The 21,665-nt window shown below is 59.6% G+C and carries 19 protein-coding genes; 10 read left to right on the forward strand and 9 right to left on the reverse strand.

Going from position 1 to position 21,665, the window contains the following annotated elements:
- The first annotated feature begins 2 nt into the window (after nt 1-2).
- Complete coding sequence (locus ACR0C5_RS02195; protein WP_170774531.1) at nt 3-1,187, forward strand: vWA domain-containing protein; 1,185 nt, start codon at nt 3-5, stop codon at nt 1,185-1,187.
- Here the strand turns inward: ACR0C5_RS02195 and trhA are convergent.
- Nucleotides 1,176-1,859: a PAQR family membrane homeostasis protein TrhA gene (gene trhA, locus ACR0C5_RS02200; RefSeq protein ID WP_480874727.1), complete on the reverse strand. Its 684-nt coding sequence runs from the start codon at nt 1,857-1,859 to the stop codon at nt 1,176-1,178. The two genes, ACR0C5_RS02195 and trhA, sit on opposite strands and share 12 nt — an antisense overlap.
- Before the next feature lie 159 nt (nt 1,860-2,018).
- On the opposite strand from trhA, the gene ACR0C5_RS02205 reads away from it, so the two are divergent.
- Nucleotides 2,019-2,708, forward strand: coding sequence for a M48 family metallopeptidase (locus ACR0C5_RS02205; protein ID WP_170774534.1), 690 nt, complete (start codon nt 2,019-2,021; stop codon nt 2,706-2,708).
- 71 nt (nt 2,709-2,779) lie between these two features.
- On the opposite strand, the gene ACR0C5_RS02210 is transcribed toward ACR0C5_RS02205, so the two are convergent.
- Genes ACR0C5_RS02210 through ACR0C5_RS02225 form a run of 4 tightly spaced genes read right to left on the reverse strand, consistent with a single transcriptional unit; the run spans nt 2,780 to nt 7,606 of the window.
- On the reverse strand, nt 2,780-3,322 hold the full coding sequence (locus tag ACR0C5_RS02210; protein ID WP_170788753.1) for an RSP_2648 family PIN domain-containing protein: 543 nt from the start codon (nt 3,320-3,322) through the stop codon (nt 2,780-2,782).
- Nucleotides 3,319-4,521 carry an RSP_2647 family RNA methyltransferase gene (locus ACR0C5_RS02215; RefSeq protein WP_480874230.1) on the reverse strand — a complete coding sequence of 401 codons (1,203 nt, stop codon included), beginning with the start codon at nt 4,519-4,521 and terminating at the stop codon, nt 3,319-3,321. The genes ACR0C5_RS02210 and ACR0C5_RS02215 overlap by 4 nt, the downstream gene beginning before the upstream one ends.
- Nucleotides 4,522-4,560: 39 nt before the next feature.
- A complete protein-coding gene (locus ACR0C5_RS02220) occupies nt 4,561-4,830 on the reverse strand; it encodes a hypothetical protein (RefSeq protein WP_480874232.1) in 270 nt (89 codons plus the stop codon).
- Nucleotides 4,817-7,606: a [protein-PII] uridylyltransferase family protein gene (locus ACR0C5_RS02225; RefSeq protein WP_480874235.1), complete on the reverse strand. Its 2,790-nt coding sequence runs from the start codon at nt 7,604-7,606 to the stop codon at nt 4,817-4,819. Before ACR0C5_RS02225 ends, ACR0C5_RS02220 begins: the two co-directional genes overlap by 14 nt.
- A gap of 186 nt (nt 7,607-7,792) precedes the next feature.
- Here ACR0C5_RS02225 and ACR0C5_RS02230 point away from each other — a divergent pair, with 186 nt between their 5' ends.
- From ACR0C5_RS02230 to ACR0C5_RS02250, 5 genes are all read left to right on the forward strand, one after another.
- The gene (locus ACR0C5_RS02230; protein ID WP_170774544.1) at nt 7,793-8,215 is read left to right on the forward strand and encodes a DUF2852 domain-containing protein; all 423 of its coding nucleotides are present in this window, start codon (nt 7,793-7,795) and stop codon (nt 8,213-8,215) included.
- A gap of 66 nt (nt 8,216-8,281) precedes the next feature.
- Complete coding sequence (locus ACR0C5_RS02235) at nt 8,282-8,713, forward strand: RDD family protein (protein WP_170774546.1); 432 nt, start codon at nt 8,282-8,284, stop codon at nt 8,711-8,713.
- A gap of 78 nt (nt 8,714-8,791) precedes the next feature.
- Nucleotides 8,792-9,616, forward strand: coding sequence for an arginyltransferase (locus ACR0C5_RS02240; RefSeq protein WP_170788758.1), 825 nt, complete (start codon nt 8,792-8,794; stop codon nt 9,614-9,616).
- A 6-nt stretch (nt 9,617-9,622) separates the two neighbouring features.
- Nucleotides 9,623-10,012, forward strand: coding sequence for a VOC family protein (locus ACR0C5_RS02245; RefSeq protein ID WP_480874240.1), 390 nt, complete (start codon nt 9,623-9,625; stop codon nt 10,010-10,012).
- Nucleotides 10,013-10,255: 243 nt separating this feature from the next.
- Nucleotides 10,256-11,614 carry a dicarboxylate/amino acid:cation symporter gene (locus ACR0C5_RS02250; protein WP_480874243.1) on the forward strand — a complete coding sequence of 453 codons (1,359 nt, stop codon included), beginning with the start codon at nt 10,256-10,258 and terminating at the stop codon, nt 11,612-11,614.
- Between the two features lie 56 nt (nt 11,615-11,670).
- Here ACR0C5_RS02250 and ACR0C5_RS02255 read toward each other — a convergent pair whose 3' ends face one another.
- From ACR0C5_RS02255 to ACR0C5_RS02265, 3 genes are all read right to left on the reverse strand, one after another.
- On the reverse strand, nt 11,671-14,025 hold the full coding sequence (locus ACR0C5_RS02255) for a TRAP transporter large permease (protein WP_480874246.1): 2,355 nt from the start codon (nt 14,023-14,025) through the stop codon (nt 11,671-11,673).
- Nucleotides 14,026-14,042: 17 nt separating this feature from the next.
- Nucleotides 14,043-14,969 (reverse strand): TRAP transporter small permease subunit, encoded by a 927-nt coding sequence (locus tag ACR0C5_RS02260; RefSeq protein ID WP_480874248.1) that lies wholly within the window; start codon nt 14,967-14,969, stop codon nt 14,043-14,045.
- A gap of 122 nt (nt 14,970-15,091) precedes the next feature.
- Entirely contained in the window at nt 15,092-16,174 is a 1,083-nt protein-coding gene (locus ACR0C5_RS02265; RefSeq protein ID WP_170774558.1) for a TRAP transporter substrate-binding protein, read from the reverse strand.
- Nucleotides 16,175-16,421: 247 nt separating this feature from the next.
- Between ACR0C5_RS02265 and ACR0C5_RS02270 the strand changes: the two genes are divergently transcribed.
- The gene (locus ACR0C5_RS02270) at nt 16,422-17,855 is read left to right on the forward strand and encodes a cache domain-containing protein (protein ID WP_170774560.1); all 1,434 of its coding nucleotides are present in this window, start codon (nt 16,422-16,424) and stop codon (nt 17,853-17,855) included.
- A complete protein-coding gene (locus ACR0C5_RS02275; RefSeq protein ID WP_170774562.1) occupies nt 17,852-18,499 on the forward strand; it encodes a response regulator transcription factor in 648 nt (215 codons plus the stop codon). The genes ACR0C5_RS02270 and ACR0C5_RS02275 overlap by 4 nt, the downstream gene beginning before the upstream one ends.
- A gap of 83 nt (nt 18,500-18,582) precedes the next feature.
- Here the strand turns inward: ACR0C5_RS02275 and ACR0C5_RS02280 are convergent, their stop codons facing one another.
- A complete protein-coding gene (locus ACR0C5_RS02280) occupies nt 18,583-19,425 on the reverse strand; it encodes a HalD/BesD family halogenase (protein ID WP_170774564.1) in 843 nt (280 codons plus the stop codon).
- A gap of 426 nt (nt 19,426-19,851) precedes the next feature.
- On the opposite strand from ACR0C5_RS02280, the gene ACR0C5_RS02285 reads away from it, so the two are divergent.
- A complete protein-coding gene (locus tag ACR0C5_RS02285) occupies nt 19,852-21,603 on the forward strand; it encodes an acetolactate synthase 3 large subunit (protein ID WP_170774566.1) in 1,752 nt (583 codons plus the stop codon).
- The last annotated feature ends 62 nt before the right edge of the window (nt 21,604-21,665 follow it).

Consider the following 21,665-nt stretch of genomic DNA (forward strand, 5'->3'; position numbering starts at 1 on the left):
CCATGTTCCTGCCCTTCTTCGAAAACCTCCGCAAAGCCCGTATTCCCGTCTCGCTGCGCGAATATCTGACCTTTCTGGAAGGCATGAAAAAGGGCCTGGCCACCTATGATGTCGAGGCATTCTACTACCTCGCCCGCGTTTCGATGGTGAAGGACGAGCGCAATATCGACAAGTTCGATCAGGCCTTTGCTGCCAGTTTCAAGGGCTTGGAAGAGATCAGCTTTGATCAGGTTATCGAGGCCGTAGACATCCCCGCCGAGTGGCTGGCCAAGATGGCCGAAAAGCACCTGTCCGAGGACGAAAAGGCCGAGATCGAGGCCATGGGCGGGTTCGAAAAACTGATGGAGACGCTGCAAGAGCGTCTCAAGGATCAGGAAAGCCGCCATCAGGGCGGCAACAAATGGATCGGCACTGCCGGGACCTCTCCGTTCGGGGCGTATGGCTATAACCCCGAGGGCGTGCGTATCGGCCAGAAGGAAAGCCGCCACCAGCGCGCGGTCAAGGTCTGGGACAAGCGCGAATTCAAGAATCTGGACGACACGGTCGAACTGGGTACCCGCAACATCAAAGTCGCCCTGAAACGCCTGCGCCGTTGGGCACGCGAGGGTGCCGCCGATGAGCTGGACCTCGACGGCACCATCCGCGCCACCGCCGAGCACGGCTATCTCGACGTCAAAACCCGGCCCGAGCGTCACAACGCGGTCAAGGTTCTGCTGTTTCTGGACGTGGGCGGCTCAATGGACCCGCATATCAAGGTGGTCGAAGAGCTGTTCTCGGCCGCGCGGACCGAGTTCAAGCATCTGGAATATTACTACTTCCACAACTGCTTGTACGAAGGCGTCTGGCGCGACAACGCCCGCCGCTGGGATCAGCAGACCCCCACCCATGAGGTGCTACACACCTACGGCCCCGATTACAAATGTATTTTCGTAGGCGATGCCTCCATGAGCCCCTATGAAATCGCCTACCCCGGCGGGGCGAATGAGCACTGGAACCAAGAGGCAGGTCAGGTCTGGCTGCAACGCGCACGAGACCAGTGGAATTCAAACCTGTGGATCAACCCAGTGCCCGAGAAATACTGGGAATACACTCATTCAGTTAGCATGATCCGCGAGATTTTCGAGGACCGCATGGTGCCGATGACCTTGGCTGGGCTGGAACAGGGCATGCGCGAGCTAACGCGATAAAGGTTCGCTCGGTAACGCCGGGGCCCATGCCGTATGCGCGGAAACGGCGGCAAAAAACAGAACGCTGCCTGTCAGAACAAAAACATGCCAGATCGTGTTGTGAAAAGGCAGCCAGTCCAACAGGTAAAAGGCAATCCCGGTCGTGTAGACAATGCCGCCTGCGACCATCAGCCAGATAACGGGATGGGACAGGTCCGCTAGCAGAGATTGCCCCGCCCAGACGACGGCCCACCCCATTAAAACGTAGAGCCCCAACCCAAACCATCGAAAGCGATGCGGGTCAATCATCTTCAGGGCCGACCCAAGCGTTGCCGAAGACCACAAACCAATCAACAAACCCGGCGACTGTACGCCCGAAATCAATATGAATGGCGTATAGGTTCCAGCAATTTTCACATAGATTCCGGAATGGTCCAACCGCTGCAATACATGCCCCCACCTGTCCGATTGCACCATGTTGTAAGCTGCCGAAAGCGACAGCATCAGAATAAGCGTGACCCCATAAACTGAAACGCCCAGTATCGCGGCGGGCTCGGTGCGGTACTGAACCGTCAAGAAAATGAGCGTAGGAACCGCGATGTTGGCGGCGCTGACGCCCAGAATATGCACAAACCCGTCGCTGATACGCTCGGCGCGGCTGTAAGATGGGCGGATTTCTGCAAAAGACCACATGATAACAAGGGTATGGCGCAACCCCTCGCGCGACAAGCAAAGGCTCAGTCGTTTCAGGCGACCTCACCCTAGATTGATGTCACGCGAGCTAGGGCATCGTGATCGTTTCAGCCCCGATTTTTTGTTGCCCTCGCCCCGATCGCCCCCCATATCTGAGGTATGCTGCGATTAACTCCGATCTTGCTGGCGATTGCCTATGCCGTTGTCATGTACCGGATTTCCGTCTGGCGCACCCATCGCGAGTTGGATGCGAAATCTACAGAGTTGGCGGATCCCGCTCTAAAACGCATGACTGACCGATTGGCCGCCGCGCTCGAGATCGAACGTGTGCCGGTTTATATCTATGAGATCGACCCTGTGAATGGGCTGGCCGCACCGGATGGACGGATTTTCGTCACACGCGGGTTCTATCGCAAGTTCCGCAATGGAGACGTCTCGGCCGAGGAGATGGCCAGCGTGATCGCGCATGAGCTGGGCCATGTGGCCTTGGGTCATGCGCGGCGGCGGATGATTGATTTTTCCGGTCAGAACGCGCTGCGGGCGGCGTTGATGATGCTGTTTGCCCGGTTCATTCCGTTTATCGGCGCATGGATTGCCAATATGTTGACTCATCTTCTGGCCTCGCGCTTGTCACGTGGCGATGAATATGAGGCGGATGAATACGCCGCCGCGTTGTTGACCAAGGCAGGAATTGGGATCGGGCCGCAGAAATCTCTGTTTCACAAGCTTGAGGAACTGACCGAGCAACGCGCAGGTGTCACGCCCGCCTGGTTGATGAGCCATCCCAAGACAGATGAACGAATTGCGGCGCTGGAGGCGTTGGAGCAGCGTTGGGGTGCGGGTGGATAGGTTTCGGCTGTGAGGGGCCAGCCCCTCACACACCCCGGGATATTTTTAGCCAGATGAAGGGCGGATCGGGATTAGGTCGTGAGAGCTTTGCCCAAACGCGGGAGGCGGGCTTTTTTCATCAGCGCGCGCAGGGTCCATTGGTCACCTGAGAGGTGGTTGGCCTGCGTGAGGACACGGTGGGCGGTATCCGAGAGGCCTTGCGGGTCGGCTTTCCAGAAGCCATGCAGCAGCGTGTCTGGGTCATGGCGGATCAGGCCCTCATCCGACAGGATGTTTCGGGGGAAGTCCTTGGCATTCATGGTGATGATCGCATCTGACGACGAGGTTATGGCGGTGGCCAGAACGTGGATATCGGCGGCATCGGGTAGCCAGAGGCGCTGTTCCACGCCCAGTTGCGCGGCGCGTTCCGCCTTGGGCCAGTGCGATTGTGTCAGGGCAATTTCGGCGCGGGCCTGTACCTCGCCCGTGGGGCCCAGTTTGCGGGCGGCACGGGCCCATTCTTCGAGGATGCGCGCCGACCAGATGGGTTCGAAATGGCCCAGTTTTGCCGCGCCCAGTAGCATCTCTCGCATCACCGTGGGGTAGATGACGCATGTATCCAGAACCGCCCTCACAGCCGGTAGAACACGGCTTTGAGGTAGCCGCTTTCCGCCAGTTGCGGCAGTTGCGGGTGGTCGGGGCCAGCAAAGCCGGTGTGGATCAGTTGCGCCTGCCGCCCGGCCCGGCCGATCCCGCGGGATGAGGCGTCGCGGAAACGACCCAGATCGGCGGCGTGAGAACAGGAACACAGGCCAAGATAACCGCCCGGTTTGACCAGCGGCGCGGCCAGACGCGCGATGCGCTCATAGGCGCGCAGCCCCGCGTCCAGCGCCTGTTTCGAGGGCGCAAAGGCAGGCGGGTCGCAGATCACCACATCGAATTGCTCGGCCTCTTCACCCAATTGGGTCAGAACGTCGAAGGCATCGCCTTGGCGGGTTTGGAACCGGTCGGCACAGCCAGACGCCTGCGCGCCCTGAGTGGCCAGATCCAGTGCGGCGGCTGAACCATCGACGGACAGCGCTTGCCCCGCTCCGCCTGCCAGCATCGCCAGACCGAACCCGCCCACATGGCTGAACACATCCAGCACCTGCGCGCCGGGTTGAACCAGACGCGCCGCGAAGGCGTGGTTGGGGCGCTGATCATAGAACAGCCCGGTTTTCTGGCCGCCGGTCAGGTCGGCCATATAGGTCGCGCCGTTCATCGGCACCGACAGCGGCGCGTCGGGGGCCGTGCCGTGCAGGGTGAGGTTGGCATCGTCCAGCCCCTCAAGCCCGCGTGTCCGGCCCGAGGCGTTTTTCAATACCGTGGTCACGCCCGTTACGGCGACCAGCGCGTCGGTCAGGGTGTCCAGATGCGCTTCGGCCCAGGCTGCGTTGGGTTGGATCACGCAGGCATCGCCAAAGCGGTCAATGATGACGCCGGGAAAACCATCCGCCTCGGCATGGATCAGACGGTAATAAGGCGCGTCGAACAGACGCTCGCGCATGTCCAGCGCGCGGCGCAGGCGGGTTTCGAACCACGTGGCGTTTAAATCGGCATCCAGATCGCGGTCCAACACGCGGCACATGATCTTGGACTCGGGGTTTACTGCAACCAACGCGATGGGCGCGCGTTTTTCATCCTCTAACACGGCCAAAGCCCCTGCCGGGATTTTGCGGGTGCGGCGGTCGGTGACGATATCATTGGCATAGACCCAGGGGAACCCGTGGCGCAGGCCGCGCGCATTGGCTTTGGGTTTCAGGCGGATACGGGGTCGGTCGACGGTTTGGGTCATGCCGCCTCTCTTAGTGGCTCCGGCGCGCGGGGAAAAGCCCTAGCGGTTGCGGGATTTCCAGCCGCCCCGGCGTTTGGGTTTTTGTGCTGCCTGCAGCCCCTCGGCCAGCACCTGCGTCATCGGGTGATCCGCCTGCGCCGCGTAGATCGAGTGCAGATCGGTCAGCGCCTGCGTCTGGTCCCGATCCGCAGGCAGGCTAAGCGCCCAATCCAAGAAGATACTGCGGCATTCGGGCAAGGTGATGCCCTCGATATTATATGCCTCGCGGATCAGGCCCTTGTGGTCGTTGGGGTCGTCACTGCGCGCCATGGGTATCCTCCGAAATCACGCGGCCGATGATCCCGGCGGCGGTGTCGTAACTGTCCTGCAACGCGGCCTGAAGCTGGTCGACCTTTTCAAACCCGGTGGCCCGGCACAGGAAAGCGGTGCCGCCCTCGCCGATCTTGTCGGCCTCGATCACCTTGCCCGACAGCAGCCGGGCCGCGCATTGTACCGACCAGCATAGATCATAGCAGTCCTTCAGCGTATGCGCCTGCGCGACATCCAGCAGCCCGGCAGCGACCGCGCCATCCAGCCCCGTATGAACATCCCGCTGAGGCAGACCGGACAACAACACGCCGGTCTCTGCCATCAGTTCGATATCCATCATGCGGCCTGCGCCGTTCTTGGCATCCCAGATACCGGCAGGAGATTTGGCGGCGGCAAGTCTCGTGCGCATCTCGGCCACCTCGCGTAGCACCTGCGCGGTATCTCGGGGACGGGTCAGAAATTCGGCGCGGAAGGTTTCGATATCCTGCGCCAGATCAGCATTTCCAGCCACAACGCGGGCGCGGGTCAGGGCCAAGTGTTCCCAGACCCATGCTTCATTCTGCTGGTAGTTAGTGAAACTGGCCCAACTGGTTGCCACCGGCCCCTGATTTCCCGAAGGGCGCAGACGCATGTCGACCTCATAGAGCCGCCCCTGCGACATGGGCGCAGACAAGGCCGTGATCAGCGCCTGCGTGAAGCGCGCGTAATAGGTTCGTGTCGCCAGCGGGCGCGGACCGTCGGACATGTCCTGATCCAGCGGGTCATAGATCACGATCATATCCAGATCGGATTGCGAATTGATCCGCCCCGCCCCGATCGAGCCCATGCCCAGCACCGCCGCCCCGCGTCCCGGCGCCGGCCCGTGTTTGCGGGCGAATTGCTTGGCCACATGCGGCAAAAGCGCGGCGATCACGGCACTAGCCAGATCGGCATAGTGCTGCCCGGCCTGCGCCCCGTCGATCAGCCCGCGCAGGTGGTGAACACCAATGCGGAAATGCCATTCCTTGCACCAGCGGCGGGCGAAATCCAGCTGTGTCTCGTAATCCGCCTCTTGCGCCAGCGCCTGCTCCAGATCGGCCTGCAAGGCCGCCTGCCCCGGCCAGTCGTCAAAGAAGCTGCCGCCAATCACCGCGTCAAAAACCGAGGCATTGCTCGAAAGGTGCGTGGCCAGCGCGTGAGATGTCCCCACGATATCGACCAGTAGATCGATCAGATGTGGGTTGGCCTCGAACAGCGAAAACAGTTGCACGCCTGCAGGCAAGCCCGACAGGAACCCGTCGAGTGCCAGAAGCGCCTCATCCGGTTTCGCGGTTTTGGCCAGACGCGACAGCAGTTCTGGTTTCAGTCGCTCGAATATACGCGCGCCCCGTTGCGAGCGCAGCGCCGGATAGGTCGGCCAGCGCGCCATGACGCCTTCGTCAAAGGCGACCTCGGGGGTCGGCGCGGGGGCCGCAGCTCCGGGGGCGAAGAACCCTTCGGTCAGTTCATGCACCTCGGTCAGGCGGCGGGTCAGGTCGGAGGTCAGATCTTCGCTGCTGATCCCCATTAGGCAGGCGACGCGTTCGATTCCTTCGTCGGATTGCGGCACCTTATGGGTCTGGGCGTCGTGGATCATCTGGATGCGATGCTCGACCTCGCGATGAGCGCGGTAATGGTTGGTCAGTTTGTCGGCGACCTCCTGCGGGACCCAGCTTTTTTCGGACAACGCGGCCAGCCCCGGCACCGTGCCGCGGACGCGCAGGTCTGGGTCACGCCCTCCTGCGATCAACTGGCGGGTCTGGGTAAAGAATTCGATCTCGCGGATGCCACCCTGCCCCAGTTTCATATCATGGCCCGGAATGGTCAGAGCGCCCCCGGTGCCCTTGTTCTCGCGGATGCGCAAGCGCATGTCGTGGGCGTCCTGTATCGCGGCAAAATCCAGATGCCGCCGCCAGACAAAGGGGCGCAACGTATCCAGAAATCGCTGCCCTGCTGCGATGTCTCCTGCACAGGCGCGCGCTTTGATATAGGCGGCACGCTCCCAAGTGCGGCCCAGACTTTCGTAATACCGCTCGGCGGCCTCGGCGGCCATACATACGGGCGTCACCCCCGGATCAGGGCGCAGGCGCAGATCAGTGCGGAACACATAGCCATCGGCGGTTTTGTCGCTGAGCGTGGCGCAGAAGTTCCGCGTGGCACGCACCATGCCATGCCGGGCCTCATAAAAATCATCCGGGTCAAACCGGGTCTCATCGAACAGCACGATCAGGTCGATATCCGAGCTGTAGTTCAGCTCATGCGCGCCCATCTTGCCCATGGCCAGAATGATCATCCCGGCGGCGGTCTCAACGTCGTCCTCGACCATACCGGGCAGTTTACCGCGCCGGATCAGCGCCGCGATCTCGGCCTTGGCGGCCACATCAGCCGCCAGCGCGCCGAAATCCGTCAGCGCAGCGGTGACTTTTTCTAGCGGCCATGCCCCTGCTACATCGGCCAGCGCGGTCAGCAGCGCCATCCGCCGCTTGCCTTGCCGTAAACCGGGCTTCAGTTGATCCGGTGGCAGTGCGCGCGCGGCGGACATTACCTCGGCCAAGGCTTGATCGGGATGGTGCAACGCCTGCGCCAGCCAGTCTTTTTCCCGATCAATCAACCCTTTGAGGTACGGGCTTGAGCCTGCAACGCCGGCAATCAATTCGCCCTGCTGCGGCGTAGCATCGGGGACCGTTGCGCGCGCTTCATCGCCCAAAGCCGGATCGAACGGGCGCGGCATTCGGTGAATTGTCAGAGCGTCGGTCATGCGGCCTCCTGCATCACAATGATCAGAGATGGCCTGATTTCAAAGGCTTGCACAAGTGGAAACTAGCCTTGTGCGACACCAGTTCCGACTAGATGTAAAACATTTTTACATTTCCCCCTTGCAACCCGTTATGCAGCTCCCATCTATTCAATGTGAAAGCGATTTACATAAACCCGGAGACACCACATGACCGCACTATCCGACCCCGCCGTCCCTTCGAATCCGGGATGGTTGCACCGTATCGAGGCCTGGCTGGACGACAAAGGCAAAGGCGCCTGGATCGCCGCAATGGTGCTTGGTTTCATCTTCTTCTGGCCCGTGGGCCTTGCCCTTTTGGCCTATATGATCTGGAGCAAACGCATGTTCAGCAAATCCTGCAGCCGTCGCAAATCCTGGAACAGCCACATGAGCGCCATGAAACCTTCGGGCAACAGCGCGTTCGACGCATACAAGTCCGACACTCTGGCGCGACTGGAACGTGAACAGAAAGAATTTGAAGCCTTCCTGCGCCGTTTGCGCGAAGCCAAGGACAAGGCCGAGTTCGACCAGTTCATGGATGAACGCGCCCGCGAAAACCGCGACGACGCCGAAACCGGCGCGACGGCCTGATCCGACCTTGCCCTGCCCCGGATTTCGGGACAGGGTGATCCTATTCAACGACGCGGATATCCCTATATGACCCATCTACCCGATCCCGATCGCCAGCCGGAATTCTATCAATCGGTGGCGACTAAACGCTTTGTTGCCTGGCTGTTCGATATCGCGCTGATTTCGCTGCTGTGTATCGTGCCGGTCTTCCTGACCCTTGGCGCGGGGCTGTTTTTCCTGCCGCTGATCTACGGCGTCATCAGCTTTGTTTACCGCGTGGTCACTATCACCAACGGGTCGGCCACGCTGGGCATGCGCTTTATGGGGATCGAGCTGCGCGACGCATTCGGCGCGCGGATGGATCTGGGCAAAGCGGTGGCCCACACGGCGGGGTATTTCGTTAGCATGGCATTCTTTGTCGTGCAGATCGTTTCGGTCATCATGATGCTGACCAGCGCACGCTGTCAGGGCCTGACGGATTCGTTCCTTGGAACAGTGATGATCAACCAGCGCGCATAAGACAAACAGGGCTGCGTGAATCACTTGGCGGTTCCGGGATCGGTTGTTATCATCCGACCCAGGAAACACGGAACGTTCATGCGACACACGCTGCCCATTGCGCCACAATTCTATGTGACGGCCCCACAGCCTTGCCCTTATCTTGAGGGCAAGATGGAGCGGAAACTGTTCACCGCCCTGCAAGGTGAAGGCGCGGACCAGTTGAACAATTCCCTTTCTCAACAAGGGTTTCGGCGGTCTCAGAACGTGCTCTACCGTCCCTCTTGCGCCGATTGCGCGGCCTGTTTGTCGGCACGGATCGACGTGTCGGCCTTCAAACCCCGCAAAAGCCAGAAACGCGCAGCCAAGCGCAACGCCTATTTGCAGCGCAAGGCAAACTCGCCCTGGGCCACAGATGAGCAGTATGAGCTGTTCCGCCGTTATCTGGACACCCGCCATTCCGATGGTGGCATGGCCGATATGGACGTGTTCGAATTCGCCGCGATGATCGAGGAAACGCCGATCCGGTCGCGCGTCGTAGAATACGCTGACCCAAACTCGCATGAGCTGATCGCCGTCAGCCTGACCGATGTACTCGATGACGGGCTGAGCATGGTCTATTCCTTTTACGACCCACATCAGCCGCAGAATTCCCTTGGGACATATATGATCCTCGATCATATCGACATCGCGCGCGAAGCCGGTTTGCCCTATGTCTATCTGGGCTATTGGGTGCCAGGCAGCCCCAAGATGGGCTACAAGGCCCGTTTCTCGGGGTTGGAGGTCTATATTCGGGGCGAATGGACACGCGTCAGTGATCCCTCCGACCTTGCAGCTGCAGGACATCATCCGCTGTCCACCGCTCCGATTGCCGAGCAGGTCGCCAATATCCAACTGCCCGACCGTCACCCTACCAAAGGCTGATCCCTCATGCGGCAAAGCTTGCACGCGGTCACACTGGTCGTGCCCGACTATGATGAGGCAATTGCATTCTATACCCAAACCCTGTCCTTTTCGCTGTTGCAGGATATCGACCTGGGCGGAGGCAAGCGATGGGTGCGTGTCGCCCCTGCGGGATCCGAGTTGGGCTCGCTTTTACTAGCGCAGGCCGACGGGCCGGAACAGGCGGCGGCGATTGGCAACCAGACCGGCGGCCGGGTTGGTTTTTTCCTGCAAACCGATGATTTTCAACGCGACTACACCGCCATGAAAGCGGCCGGCGTGACGTTCGAGGAAACCCCGCGTCATGAACCTTATGGAACCGTCGCGGTCTGGCGTGACCCGTTTGGAAATCGCTGGGATTTGATTGAGTTCATCTAGGGCGTGGTCCGGTATTTCGACTACCTCAGGGCAGATCAGACAGAAAAGATGAAGAATTATTAATCATCTAAATGGCGACTTCCCTACGCCCAGCGATTGAATCCTTACCCTACGTCACCAAGTAATCCTGACCCTCAGCCGTTCGACCCCGTTTAGATCCGCACGGCTGGGCTTCAATGACATAGCCCGTGATGCAACAGGTTCCCGACCTGCGGGTTTGGCTTTGGTAAAGGGAGACGGACAATGACTCATGCTATTCGACGGCTGCTTGCGGCCAACCTGACAACGCAAATCCTGATGGCCCTTGTACTTGGCTCAGCCCTTGGACTGGCCCTGAACTATTGGCAAATCCCGTTCCTTCAGGAGCATATGGTCAACGGCCTGTTCACCATGGTTGGTCAGATGTTCCTGAACGGGCTGCAAATGCTGGTCGTGCCGCTAGTGGTGTTTTCCTTGCTGTGCGGCGTGGTTGGGATTGGTGATCTCAAGGTGTTGGGGCGCGTAGGCGGGCTGACCTTTGTCACCTATCTGGCGACTACGGCGCTGGCGGTGATGACGGCGCTGGTGTTCGCCAACATCATCAATCCCGGCATGGGATTTGACAGCCTGCATATGGCCAGCGCGGATGTGTCCGTCGCAACGCAGGATACTGCGTGGCAGATACTGGCAAACATCATCCCCAAGAACCCGGTTCAGGCGCTGGCCAATGGCGAAATGCTGCAAATCATCTTCTACGTGATCGTTGTCGGTATCGCCGTGCTGATGATCGGCAGCCGCGCCAAAACTTTTGTCGAGGGTTGCACCTTCATGAACGAATTGGCGATGAAAATCGTCGAGATCGTGATGGCCTTTGCTCCGATCGGCGTCTTCTGCCTGATTGCCAAGACCTTTGCGCTGGAAGGGTTCAGCCTGTTTGCCCCCGTCATCGGATATCTGGCGACCATCAGCCTGACGCTTGTCTTCCACCTCTGCGTGACGCTGATGGTGCTGCTTTATATCTGCACCGGCCTGAGCCCGCGTGCGTTTCTGCGCAAGATGCGTTCGGCACAGGTGTTCGCCTTCTCGACCTCAAGCTCGAACGCGACGATCCCGGCCTCGATGCAATGCGTGACGCAGCGCATTGGTGTGGACCGCTCGGTCGCTTCGTTCGGCATCCCTCTGGGCGCGACGATCAACATGGACGGCACCGCGATCATGCATGGCGTGGCAACCGTGTTCCTGGCCAATGCCTATGGGATTGATCTGGGGCTGGGTGGCTACATGACCATCATCTCGATCTCGGTACTGGCCTCGATCGGAACGGCAGGCGTTCCCGGCGTGGGGATTGTGATGCTGGCAATGGTTCTGAACCAGCTGGGTATGCCACTGGACGGGATCGCCATCATCCTCGCCGTTGACCGGATCATCGACATGATGCGGACGGTGGTGAACATCACCGGCGACGCGGTTGTCACCACCATCGTTGCGCAGCGTGTCGGCAAGCTGGACCGGGCGGTCTTCAATGACCCCGACGCTGGGACGCAGACCCCCGCCACGCTGGATATTGACCACGAGGCCGAAGCTGCTTTTGCAAAACTGACGCATCCCAAAGCCGAAGCCTGAACAAAAAAGACCGTAGGCCACAGGGCCTCCGGTCTGTCATTCTTCAGTCTGCCCGATCAGTTCGGGATCAGATCCGGCACGATGGTCACGATGGTCGGGAAGAACCAAAGGATACCAATCCCGACTACCTGAATCAGCACGAATGGAATGATCCCGCGATAGATATGACCTGTTGTGACCTCTTTAGGCGCAACGCCCCTTAGGTAGAACAGCGCGAACCCGAAAGGTGGCGTCAGGAACGAGGTCTGCAGGTTCACCGCCACCATGATCGTGACCCATTTCGGATCGAACGACCCGCCATAGATCACCGGGCCCACGATGGGGATCACGATGTAGATGATCTCGAGGAAGTCCAGCACAAAGCCCAGAATGAACAGCACCAACATCACGATCAGGAAGACCGTGAACTCGTTGTCGAAACTGCGCAGGAACTGCTGGATATAGTGCTCACCCCCGAACGAGATCACCACAAGATTCAGCAACTGCGAGCCGATCAGGATGGTAAAGACCATCGAGGTCACCTTGGCCGTCTCGCGCACCACGGGCGTCAGAACCCCGCTGGTGAACAAGACCCAGCAACCAAACAGCAGGCCGAACAGGGCAAACAGGTAGGCGCCATAGGCCACGATGAAGGCAATCCAGGTCTCGACGCTGACATCGCTCTGGTTGATGCGCAGATCGAAGTTCACGCCCATCAGCAAGGCCACGATCACGGCCAAAGTCGCCCAGATGATCACCTTGGCCGAGCGGCCCTGATCCTGCAGCTTGCGGTAAGCGGCCAGCATGATCGCCCCGCCTGCCCCCAGCGCCGCAGCGGGCGTCGGGTTAGTCACACCACCCAGGATCGAGCCCAGAACCGCGATGATCAGAACCAGCGGCGGGAAGACCACACGGATCAGATCATTGGTCGCACAGCGCGCGGCGGCCTCTTTGCAGCCATAGATGGCCAGCGCAAACGGCACCGCCAGCAGCACAAAGGTCACACCCGAGGACGTGGTCGGAGCGATGAACAGCACATCGAACAACAGCATCAGCAACAGGCCGATGGCCCCTACGATCAGCGGCTGCGTCGGCTTCGATGGCGCGATGCCGCGACCCATGACCAGCGTCAGACCCAGCAGCACGACCATGACGGCCACACCGGTGCCGATCGGCGCAGCCGAAGCGATCTTGGCTTGCTGCGCAGCGGCCAGTTCCTCTTCGCTTAGGCGGGTCGACTCGGCGGCCCCACCTGCGGCGTCGATGGCCTCTTGCTCGGCTACGGCCTGATCCCAGGCCAGTTGCCCATGCAGGTCGATCATCGAGGCTTTACATTCCTCGGACACGTTCGTGCGCAGCGATGCGCCCTCACCGATATCCGAGAAAGCCGAGACGCTGATGTTCTGGCTTCCGACAACACCAGCACTGCTCAGAACCATCATGCCCACGATCAGCGCAACCGGTGCACCCAGCAACCAGGTCAGACCTTCGGCACGGGTGATCGGCTCACCACTACCGCCTGACATTTCAACGGCCGGGGCCTTTTCCGGATTCAGCAGCGCATAGCCAAAGGCATAAAGCGCATACAGCAGCGCCAGCATGATCCCCGGCAGCAAGGCAGCCTGAAACAATGTCCCAACCGAGACCACAGCGGGCTCACCCAGATAGGTCAGCGCGTCTGTACAACCCGCATCCTGCGCGCGGGTTTCCTGCGCGGTCGAATACAGGTCTCCTGCCAGTGTCCCCAGCAGAACGATCACGATCGAGGGCGGAATGATCTGTCCCAGCGTTCCCGAGGCCGCGATCACACCGGTCGCCAGTTCCGGCGAGTAGTTGTTGCGCAGCATGGTTGGCAGCGCCAGCAGGCCCATCGTCACCACGGTCGCACCCACGATCCCGGTCGAGGCCGCAAGAAACGCCCCCACAACCACAATCGACACAGCCAGACCACCGGGCAGCGGGCCAAAGACACGCGCCATCGTGGTCAGCAGATCGTTTGCGATCTTCGAGCGTTCCAGCGTGATACCCATCAGGACGAACATCAGAACGGCCAGCAGGGTTTCAATCGACTGACCGGCCAGCACGCGTTCGTTCATACGGTTCACGATGAATGACACATTGCGGTCCAGCGCGGTTTCCCAGCCCTGCACAAAGACCGGTTCGGCGATCCTTGGTAAGTCCGGGAAGCGGAACACTGATACCGTTTCCGGTTTGACCCCCGAATTGACGAGGTCCCGGTACGCTTGGGAGCCGGTATCAATTGCCTGGTGGATCAGCAGCCCGGCACTGTCCAGCGCTGCGATGATCCCGAAGGAAATGATCCCTGCCCCGCCGATGGCGAACGCCACCGGGAAACCGGAAAGGATGCCTCCAAAAAGGCAGAAGAATACGATAATGAGGCCTATCTCGACGCCATCAAGTCCGAATAACATAGTCTGGGTCTCCGTCCCTAATGTGCGCCTTCGTAGGCTTCTTCACCCTCACCAAGGCTATCCTTGTCGAGGTATTTTCCTGTGCTCTCGGACCCTTCCGAGTATTCCAGGAACGAGCGGTAGAGGAATGCAATGGCGTGCAGGAACACCATGGCCGCAAAAGCCACCAGCAGGATCTTGAACAGGAAGTAGGCGTTGAACCCGTTGGGGCTGAAACCGATGGTTTCCACGTTCCAGCGCAGCGCGCGGGATTTGGCGACCAGACGGTCCAACGTATCACTGGCCGAGGGTTTCGGCACGATCAGGTGTCGCCACATGAAGTACCAGCCATACATCCAGGTCAGCACGGCCATGGGCATCATGAACAGAACCGCCCCGCACATATCGACCACACGCTTGGCCCGGTGGCTGATCCCGGCGTAGATCAGGTCAACGCGTACATGCCCGCCCTGAACGAAAGTGTAGGTGCAGCACAGGCAGACAACCATGGCGTTATAAAGTTTAAGTTCTTCCGCGAACCAACTGATATCTTGCGTAAACGGGATACCCAGGCCAAAGGACATATCGGGCCGGGTAAAGACCCGCTGCATGAACACGATGACGATCTGCTGGATCACCATCAGCAAGCCGGCCCAGGCGAAAAAGCGGCCGGTTGTGTTGGCGAAACCCTCAAGGACCCGCACCATTCCCCACATGAAGTTGCGGTAATACAGTCCAACTGCGGTCAGAACCAAAAAGAAGGTAAAGACCACAAAGAAGAACTCGACCGAACCGCCGTAATAGACAAAGCGCATGATGGCTTCTTTGTCCGACCAGTCCAGCCAGAGTTGCGGATGCGTGATGGCATATCCGAAATTATAGAAAGCTTCGGCAATGTTCTGAATGAGCCATAGCAGCCCATTCCACAGGGCGCCGAAGAACGAGATACCGTTATCGTCCTGCATGTTGTCCCCAGGTCGCGTCAGTTGCACGAGGTGTTATCGCGGGCATGTCCAAGCCCGGCACGTGCAACGGGAAAGGTTTCCCCGCACAGGGCGGGGAAACCATTTGGTCGTGAGTAGGTTGCTTAGCCGCGAACGCGGTCGCGCTGCGTGGTGTAGGCTCCCGAGGACAGGTTCTGCCACGCCGAAGATGCTGCCATCGACGACATTGCGCTGTCGTGGATTTTCTTGAACAGCTCGTCGCCCATGTTTTCGTCCAGAACTTCCTGGCTGGCCTGACCGAAGGCATCCCAGACGCTGTCGGGGAATTCCAGAACCTTCACGCCGCCCGATTGCAGACGCTGCAGCGCCGCACCGTTATTGGCCAGGAATTGCGCCAGGTTCCACTGGTGCGCTTCGCCAGCTGCGATCTCGATGATCTTCTGCTGTGCCGGTGTCAGTTCGTCGAACACGTCGCGGTTCGTTGCCAGCGACAGACCTGCGCCCGGCTCGTGGAAGCCCGCGGTGTAGTAGGTCTTGGTGATTTCCTGGAAACCGGCTTTTTCATCCGCCCAGGGGCCAATCCACTCGGTGCCGTCAATCGCACCCGAGGACAGCGCCTGATACACTTCCGAGCCCGGAATGTTCTGAACCGATGCGCCCAGCTTGCCCAGCGCCTGACCACCCAGACCCGGCATACGGAACTTCAGACCTTGGAAATCCTCGGGGCCGTTGATCTCTTTCGAGTACCAGCCACCTGCCTGCGCACCGGTGTTACCCGCCAGGAAGGATTTCAGGCCGAAGATCGAACCCAGCTCGTCATGCAGCTCCATGCCGCCATCATGGTAGTACCAGTTCACAAGTTCCTGCGCGGTCATGCCGAAGGGCACGGCAGTGAAGAACGCATAGCCCGGATGCTGACCTACAAAGTAATAGTCGGCAGCGTGATACATGTCGGCCTGACCGGACGACACCGCGTCAAACACTTCGAAGGCACCAACCAGTTCGCCAGCGGCCTTGATTTCGACATTCAGGCTGCCGTCGGACATAGTGTTGATGCTGTCGGCACAACGTTGAGCGCTGTCGAACACGCCCGCCAGACCGCGACCCCACGAGGTCACCATGGTCAGGGTGCGTTTGCCCTGTGCATAAGCCGGAGCTGCCAGCGTGGTGGCGGCAGCGGCCGAGCCGCCCAGTGCAGATGTTTTTAGAAATGAACGACGATCCATATGAGTGTTCCTCCCCTACATAGTCCAATCCCCCGAACTTTGCGGGGGCAGTCGTTTTCAGTGCGGCCAGCCTAATGACGGGAATTTGAATGTGAATACCTACTACTACGTAGGATTGCCGGTTTTTGAGGTGGGTGCGGGACAAAACCGGTAAATCTGGGGCCCATTTTCCGGCGAAACGGGCGACGTCACGATCGCAGACCCAAAGATTTTGCATTTTGACGCCTGCTTGCGTAACGATTCGACCATGAGGGGAATCCGCAATCTGATCTCGCTGACCTATGGCCAGAAACTGTCGCTTGTGGCGGCCATTCCTCTGTTGGTGGCCGTGGCAGCGATTGCATTCTTCGTCACCTACGAGGCCCGCGCTACCGCCGAGCGTGAAATTCAGGCGCTGGAACGTCGCCTGATCGAAGCCAAGAAAGAAGAGCTGCGCAACTACGTCACGCAGGCCCGCAACGGGTTCGCCTATATCTACGGCCGCGCCTCGACCGACGACAATGTGGCTCAGAATCTGGTCACGCAGATTCTGTCGGCCATGATCTACGGCAAGGATGGGTTCTTCTTTGTCTATGATTACGACGGCAACAATCTGGTCAGCCCGCGTCAGACCCAGTTCATCAACCGCAACTGGGAAGGTCTGACCGATAGCGACGGCACCCCGATTGTGGACGAGTTCATCCGCCTCGCCCGGCAGGGGGCTGGTTGGCACAGTTTCATGTGGCAAAAACCGTCGACCGGGGAAGAGGCGCAGATGATCGCCTATGTGGTTGGTCTTCAGGATTGGCGATGGGCCGTGGGCACAGGGGTCTTCATCGACGATATCGTCGCCACCGTCGCCAATGCCCGCGCCGAGGTCGAAGCCCGCGTGCAGCGCACCTTTGCCTATATCGGGGGTATCGTTCTGGCCGCCGTTCTGATCGTGTTTGCCTCGGGCATGTTACTGAATTTCCGCGAACGCAGGCTGGCAGATGCCAAGCTGAAAGAACTGACCCAACGCGTGTTTGACGCGCAAGAGGAAGAGCGCGGACGGGTGGCCCGTGAGCTCCATGACGGGATCAGCCAGATCCTGGTCGGTGTGCGCTATGCGCTGGACAATGCCCGCCGCCGGCTGACGCGCGGCGATGACGCAGGCGCGCGCGATCCGCTGGACAAAGGGATCGACCATCTGGGCACCGCGATTACCGAGGTCCGCCGCATCAGCCGTGACCTGCGCCCCGGCGTGCTGGACGATCTGGGTTTGGGCCCTGCCCTTAAGGCACTAACCGATGATTTCCGCGAGCGTACGGGGATCGAGACCGAGTTCTCGACCGTCGTGTTTCGCAACCGTCTGGATCAGGACAGCAAGATCGCACTCTACCGTATCGCGCAGGAGGCGCTGACCAATATCGAGCGCCATTCCGGCGCAACCAGCGTCACCATCGACCTGCGCGGCCACAAAAAGGGCGCGACCATGCGGATCACCGACAATGGCCGCGGTTTGCGCAGCGCACCCAGCGATGGCAGTGCCGGGATCGGGCTGCGCAACATGCAGGAACGGATCGAACAACTTGACGGATCGCTGCGCATTCTGTCATCACGCGGCCCACGCAGCGGAACGGTGATCGAGGTCAGCCTGCCTCTCAGCCACTTGCTGCCGCCGCAGGAAGACGCAACCCCAAACCGAAAGGCCGGAACATGAGCGACACCACGATCCGGGTTCTGATCGTCGATGACCATCCAATGGTTGCCGAGGGGATCCAGTCGATATTGGAAAGCTATGACGAGATCGAGGTGGTCGGCACTCTGGGTAGCGGGCAGGATGCGGTCGATCAGGTGGCTGGGTTGCAGCCGGATGTCATTCTGATGGACCTCAATATGCCCGGCCTCGGAGGCCTCAGCGCGACTGAGATCATTCTCGAACGCCTGCCAGAAACGCGCATCCTGATCCTGTCGATGCATGATAGCCCGGAATATATCTCGACGGCGCTCAGCCACGGGGCCAAAGGCTATGTCCTCAAAGATGTCCCCACGGATGAAATCAAGCAGGCCATCGACGCTGTCATGCGTGGCGAGCAATATCTATGCACCGGTGCCAGCGGCTCTCTTGAGCCCAAGGGCGACAACACGCGTGAGGCCCTGACCGGGCGCGAACAAACGATCCTGCTGGAACTCGCACAGGGCAAGTCCAACAAAGAGGTCGCTCAGACACTGGACATCTCGGTCCGTACGGTCGAGACACATCGCAAGAACATCAAACGCAAGCTGGGGATATCCTCGACCGCCGGTCTGACCCGCTATGCGCTGGAACACGGCGTCTTGCAGGGCACCAGCCCAGGGTTCTGACCGCAGCGCGGCACGCGCTGCCCGGCCCAACCGGCGAAGATACGCCGCAGGCGCATCGACTACGGGCGGGAGCCCCGCCCGCTTCAGTCGAGCAAACGGTCCTGCCGCAGCCCTTCCCGATCTAGATGATGTTGCAGCACCCGCCCATAAAGCTGCCGGGTTCGTTCGACGCTGCCGCACATCCCCTCGGCCTCAACGAATGAAAAAATACCCACGTAGCGACGTTGCGTCCCGGTCACCGCTGCGACCCGATGCAACGCGTACCGGCCCTTGAAGATCTGAAGATCGCCGGGTTGCAACTCCAATTGCCGGACCCGCGCCCTTTCCCCGCCAAGCACGGCTGAGACGGCTGGAAAATTCTCGTCCGTTGGGCTGCGCAGGTTCGGTACATATTCGAACGCGCCACCCCCTTCACCGTTTTGGATGGCCAAAGTCACGGTGAAATTGTTAGTATCGAAGTGCCAGGGAAAGCCCTGCCCCTCCTCAACCACATTGATGATCACATCCGCCAAAGGATCGTCATAGCGAAAGAAGCAGTCGTCGGGCTCATCCAACGCTGCGCGAATAAACGGCAGGAAGTCTGCGCATTCGTAAATTCGTCGCAACGGCCCCGTTTTTGCGAAATTGTCCGCTGGCACAAAGGCGTTTGAGCGGTCAAAAAACTGCCGAACCGGGTGATTTCGATCCAGCGAGGGTTCATCACGGGTAAAATAGGCATTGGTTCGGCTGAATGAACGATGGGCGTGCTCGGCCACCGTATCGGCCTCTTGTCGCAATTGCGCGACTCCGTCGGAATGCACAAACCCTGGCAACACCGCGCAGCCATCCTGATCCAACTCACGCCTCAGATCGCTGATCAACCGCTCATATGCTCGAGAGCCCGGGCAATCTATCGGATACCGTCCAAGGTCAATAAGATCGTGCATGATATCCCGCCTCCATCGCCTATATGCTCGGGTCCACGTTGCCCCAGCATGTTGCCGCTATCATGCTCGTTTCGGACATCACTTTGACACTTTCCGACACGGTCAAATCACAGAGTCGCGTGGATTTCCCTCCAGGTTTTCCCGAAAATTCCCATCATGCGGCAATCTGCGCAATAAAATGTCGCAAAATTCACTGCCTGAGATAGAAAATTGGTGCGATTGCCTGTTGACGCCCCGTCGCGCCGCTCATAATGTCCCTGCACGCAAAAAAGGAGCCTCTGGCGATGAAAGCGCTAGTCGTAATCGTAGGAAACACGCGCATGGGCCGGTGACGGTAAACCATAATTCAACCCATGCGCCTCCGAAAATCTCGGGGGCTTTTTTTTGGCAACACGCAAGACACATGTCGCGAACGGAGCAAAGCAGATGACACGTGAGATGACCGGCGCAAAGATGGTGGTTCAGGCCCTCAAGGATCAGGGCGTGGACACGGTATTCGGATACCCCGGCGGCGCCGTGCTACCGATCTATGATGAGATTTTTCTGCAAAACGACATTCGCCACATTCTGGTGCGTCACGAACAAGGGGCTGTGCACGCCGCCGAAGGGTACGCGCGCTCGACCGGCAAGCCCGGCGTTGCGCTTGTAACCTCAGGCCCCGGTGCCACCAATGCAGTAACCGGCCTGACCGATGCGTTGCTGGATTCGATCCCGATCGTGGTTCTAACCGGTCAGGTCCCGACCTTCATGATCGGCTCGGACGCGTTTCAAGAGGCTGACACCGTTGGCATCACCCGCCCCTGCACCAAGCACAACTGGCTGGTGAAGGATACGGATTCGCTTTCTGAGACCATGCACGAGGCTTTCCACGTCGCCACCTCTGGCCGCCCTGGTCCTGTGCTGATCGACATTCCTAAGGACGTGCAGTTCGCCTCGGGTGACTATACCGGCCCGAAACCTTCGACCTCACATTACCAGCCAGTTTTGAAAGGCGATCTCGAAGAGATCACCGAACTGGTTGCCGCGATTGAGACGGCGAAAAAACCTGTCTTCTACACGGGTGGTGGCGTGATCAACTCGGGCCCCGCGGCCAGCCAGTTGCTGCGCGAGCTGGTGGATGCAACCGGCTTTCCGATTACCTCGACCCTGATGGGACTGGGGGCCTATCCGGCGTCGGGCGAGAACTGGTTGGGCATGCTGGGAATGCATGGTCTCTATGAGGCCAATCTGGCGATGCATGACTGCGACCTGATGATCAACATCGGCGCACGTTTCGATGACCGGATCACCGGGCGCATTGATGCGTTCTCGCCGAACTCGAAAAAGGCGCATATCGACATTGATCCGTCGTCCATCAACAAGGTGATCCGCGTCGATATCCCGATTGTCGGGGACGTGGCACATGTGCTGGAAGATATCCTCAAGGTCTGGAAAGCACGTGGGCGTAAAACCGACGCAGCGGCGGTTAAACAATGGCAGTCGCAGATCGCGGATTGGCGCAAGGTCAACTGCCTGGCCTATACCAACAGCGAAAAGACGATCAAACCGCAATACGCGCTGCAACGTCTTGAAGAGCTAACCAAAAACCACGACCGCTATATCACCACCGAGGTCGGCCAGCACCAGATGTGGGCAGCACAATATCTTGGGTTCGAAGACCCCAACCGCTGGATGACATCCGGTGGTCTGGGCACCATGGGCTATGGCACTCCGGCCTCGATCGGTGTGCAGATGGCGCATCCCGACGCGCTTGTGATCAACGTCGCAGGTGAAGCCTCTTGGCTGATGAACATGCAGGAAATGGGCACCGCCGTTCAGTACCGCCTGCCCGTGAAACAGTTCATCCTGAACAACGAACGTCTGGGCATGGTGCGCCAGTGGCAGGAATTGCTGCATGGCGAGCGGTACTCGCATTCGTGGTCCGAGGCCCTGCCCGACTTCGTCAAACTCGCCGAGGCCTTCGGGGCCAAGGGCATCCTGTGTTCCGACCCTGCCGACCTGGATGACGCGATCATGGAGATGATCAACTATGACGGCCCTGTCATCTTTGACTGTCTGGTTGAAAAGCACGAAAACTGCTTCCCCATGATCCCGTCGGGCAAGGCCCATAACGAAATGCTGCTGGGCGAGGCCGAAACGCAGGGCGTGATCGACTCCAAAGGTTCGGTTTTGGTTTAACAAAATTCGTCGAATTTTGTCGGGCGCTTCAGTACCCGACCTTCGCAGGATGATGAAAGGGA

It is taken from the genome of Ruegeria sp. N8 (assembly GCF_056531325.1).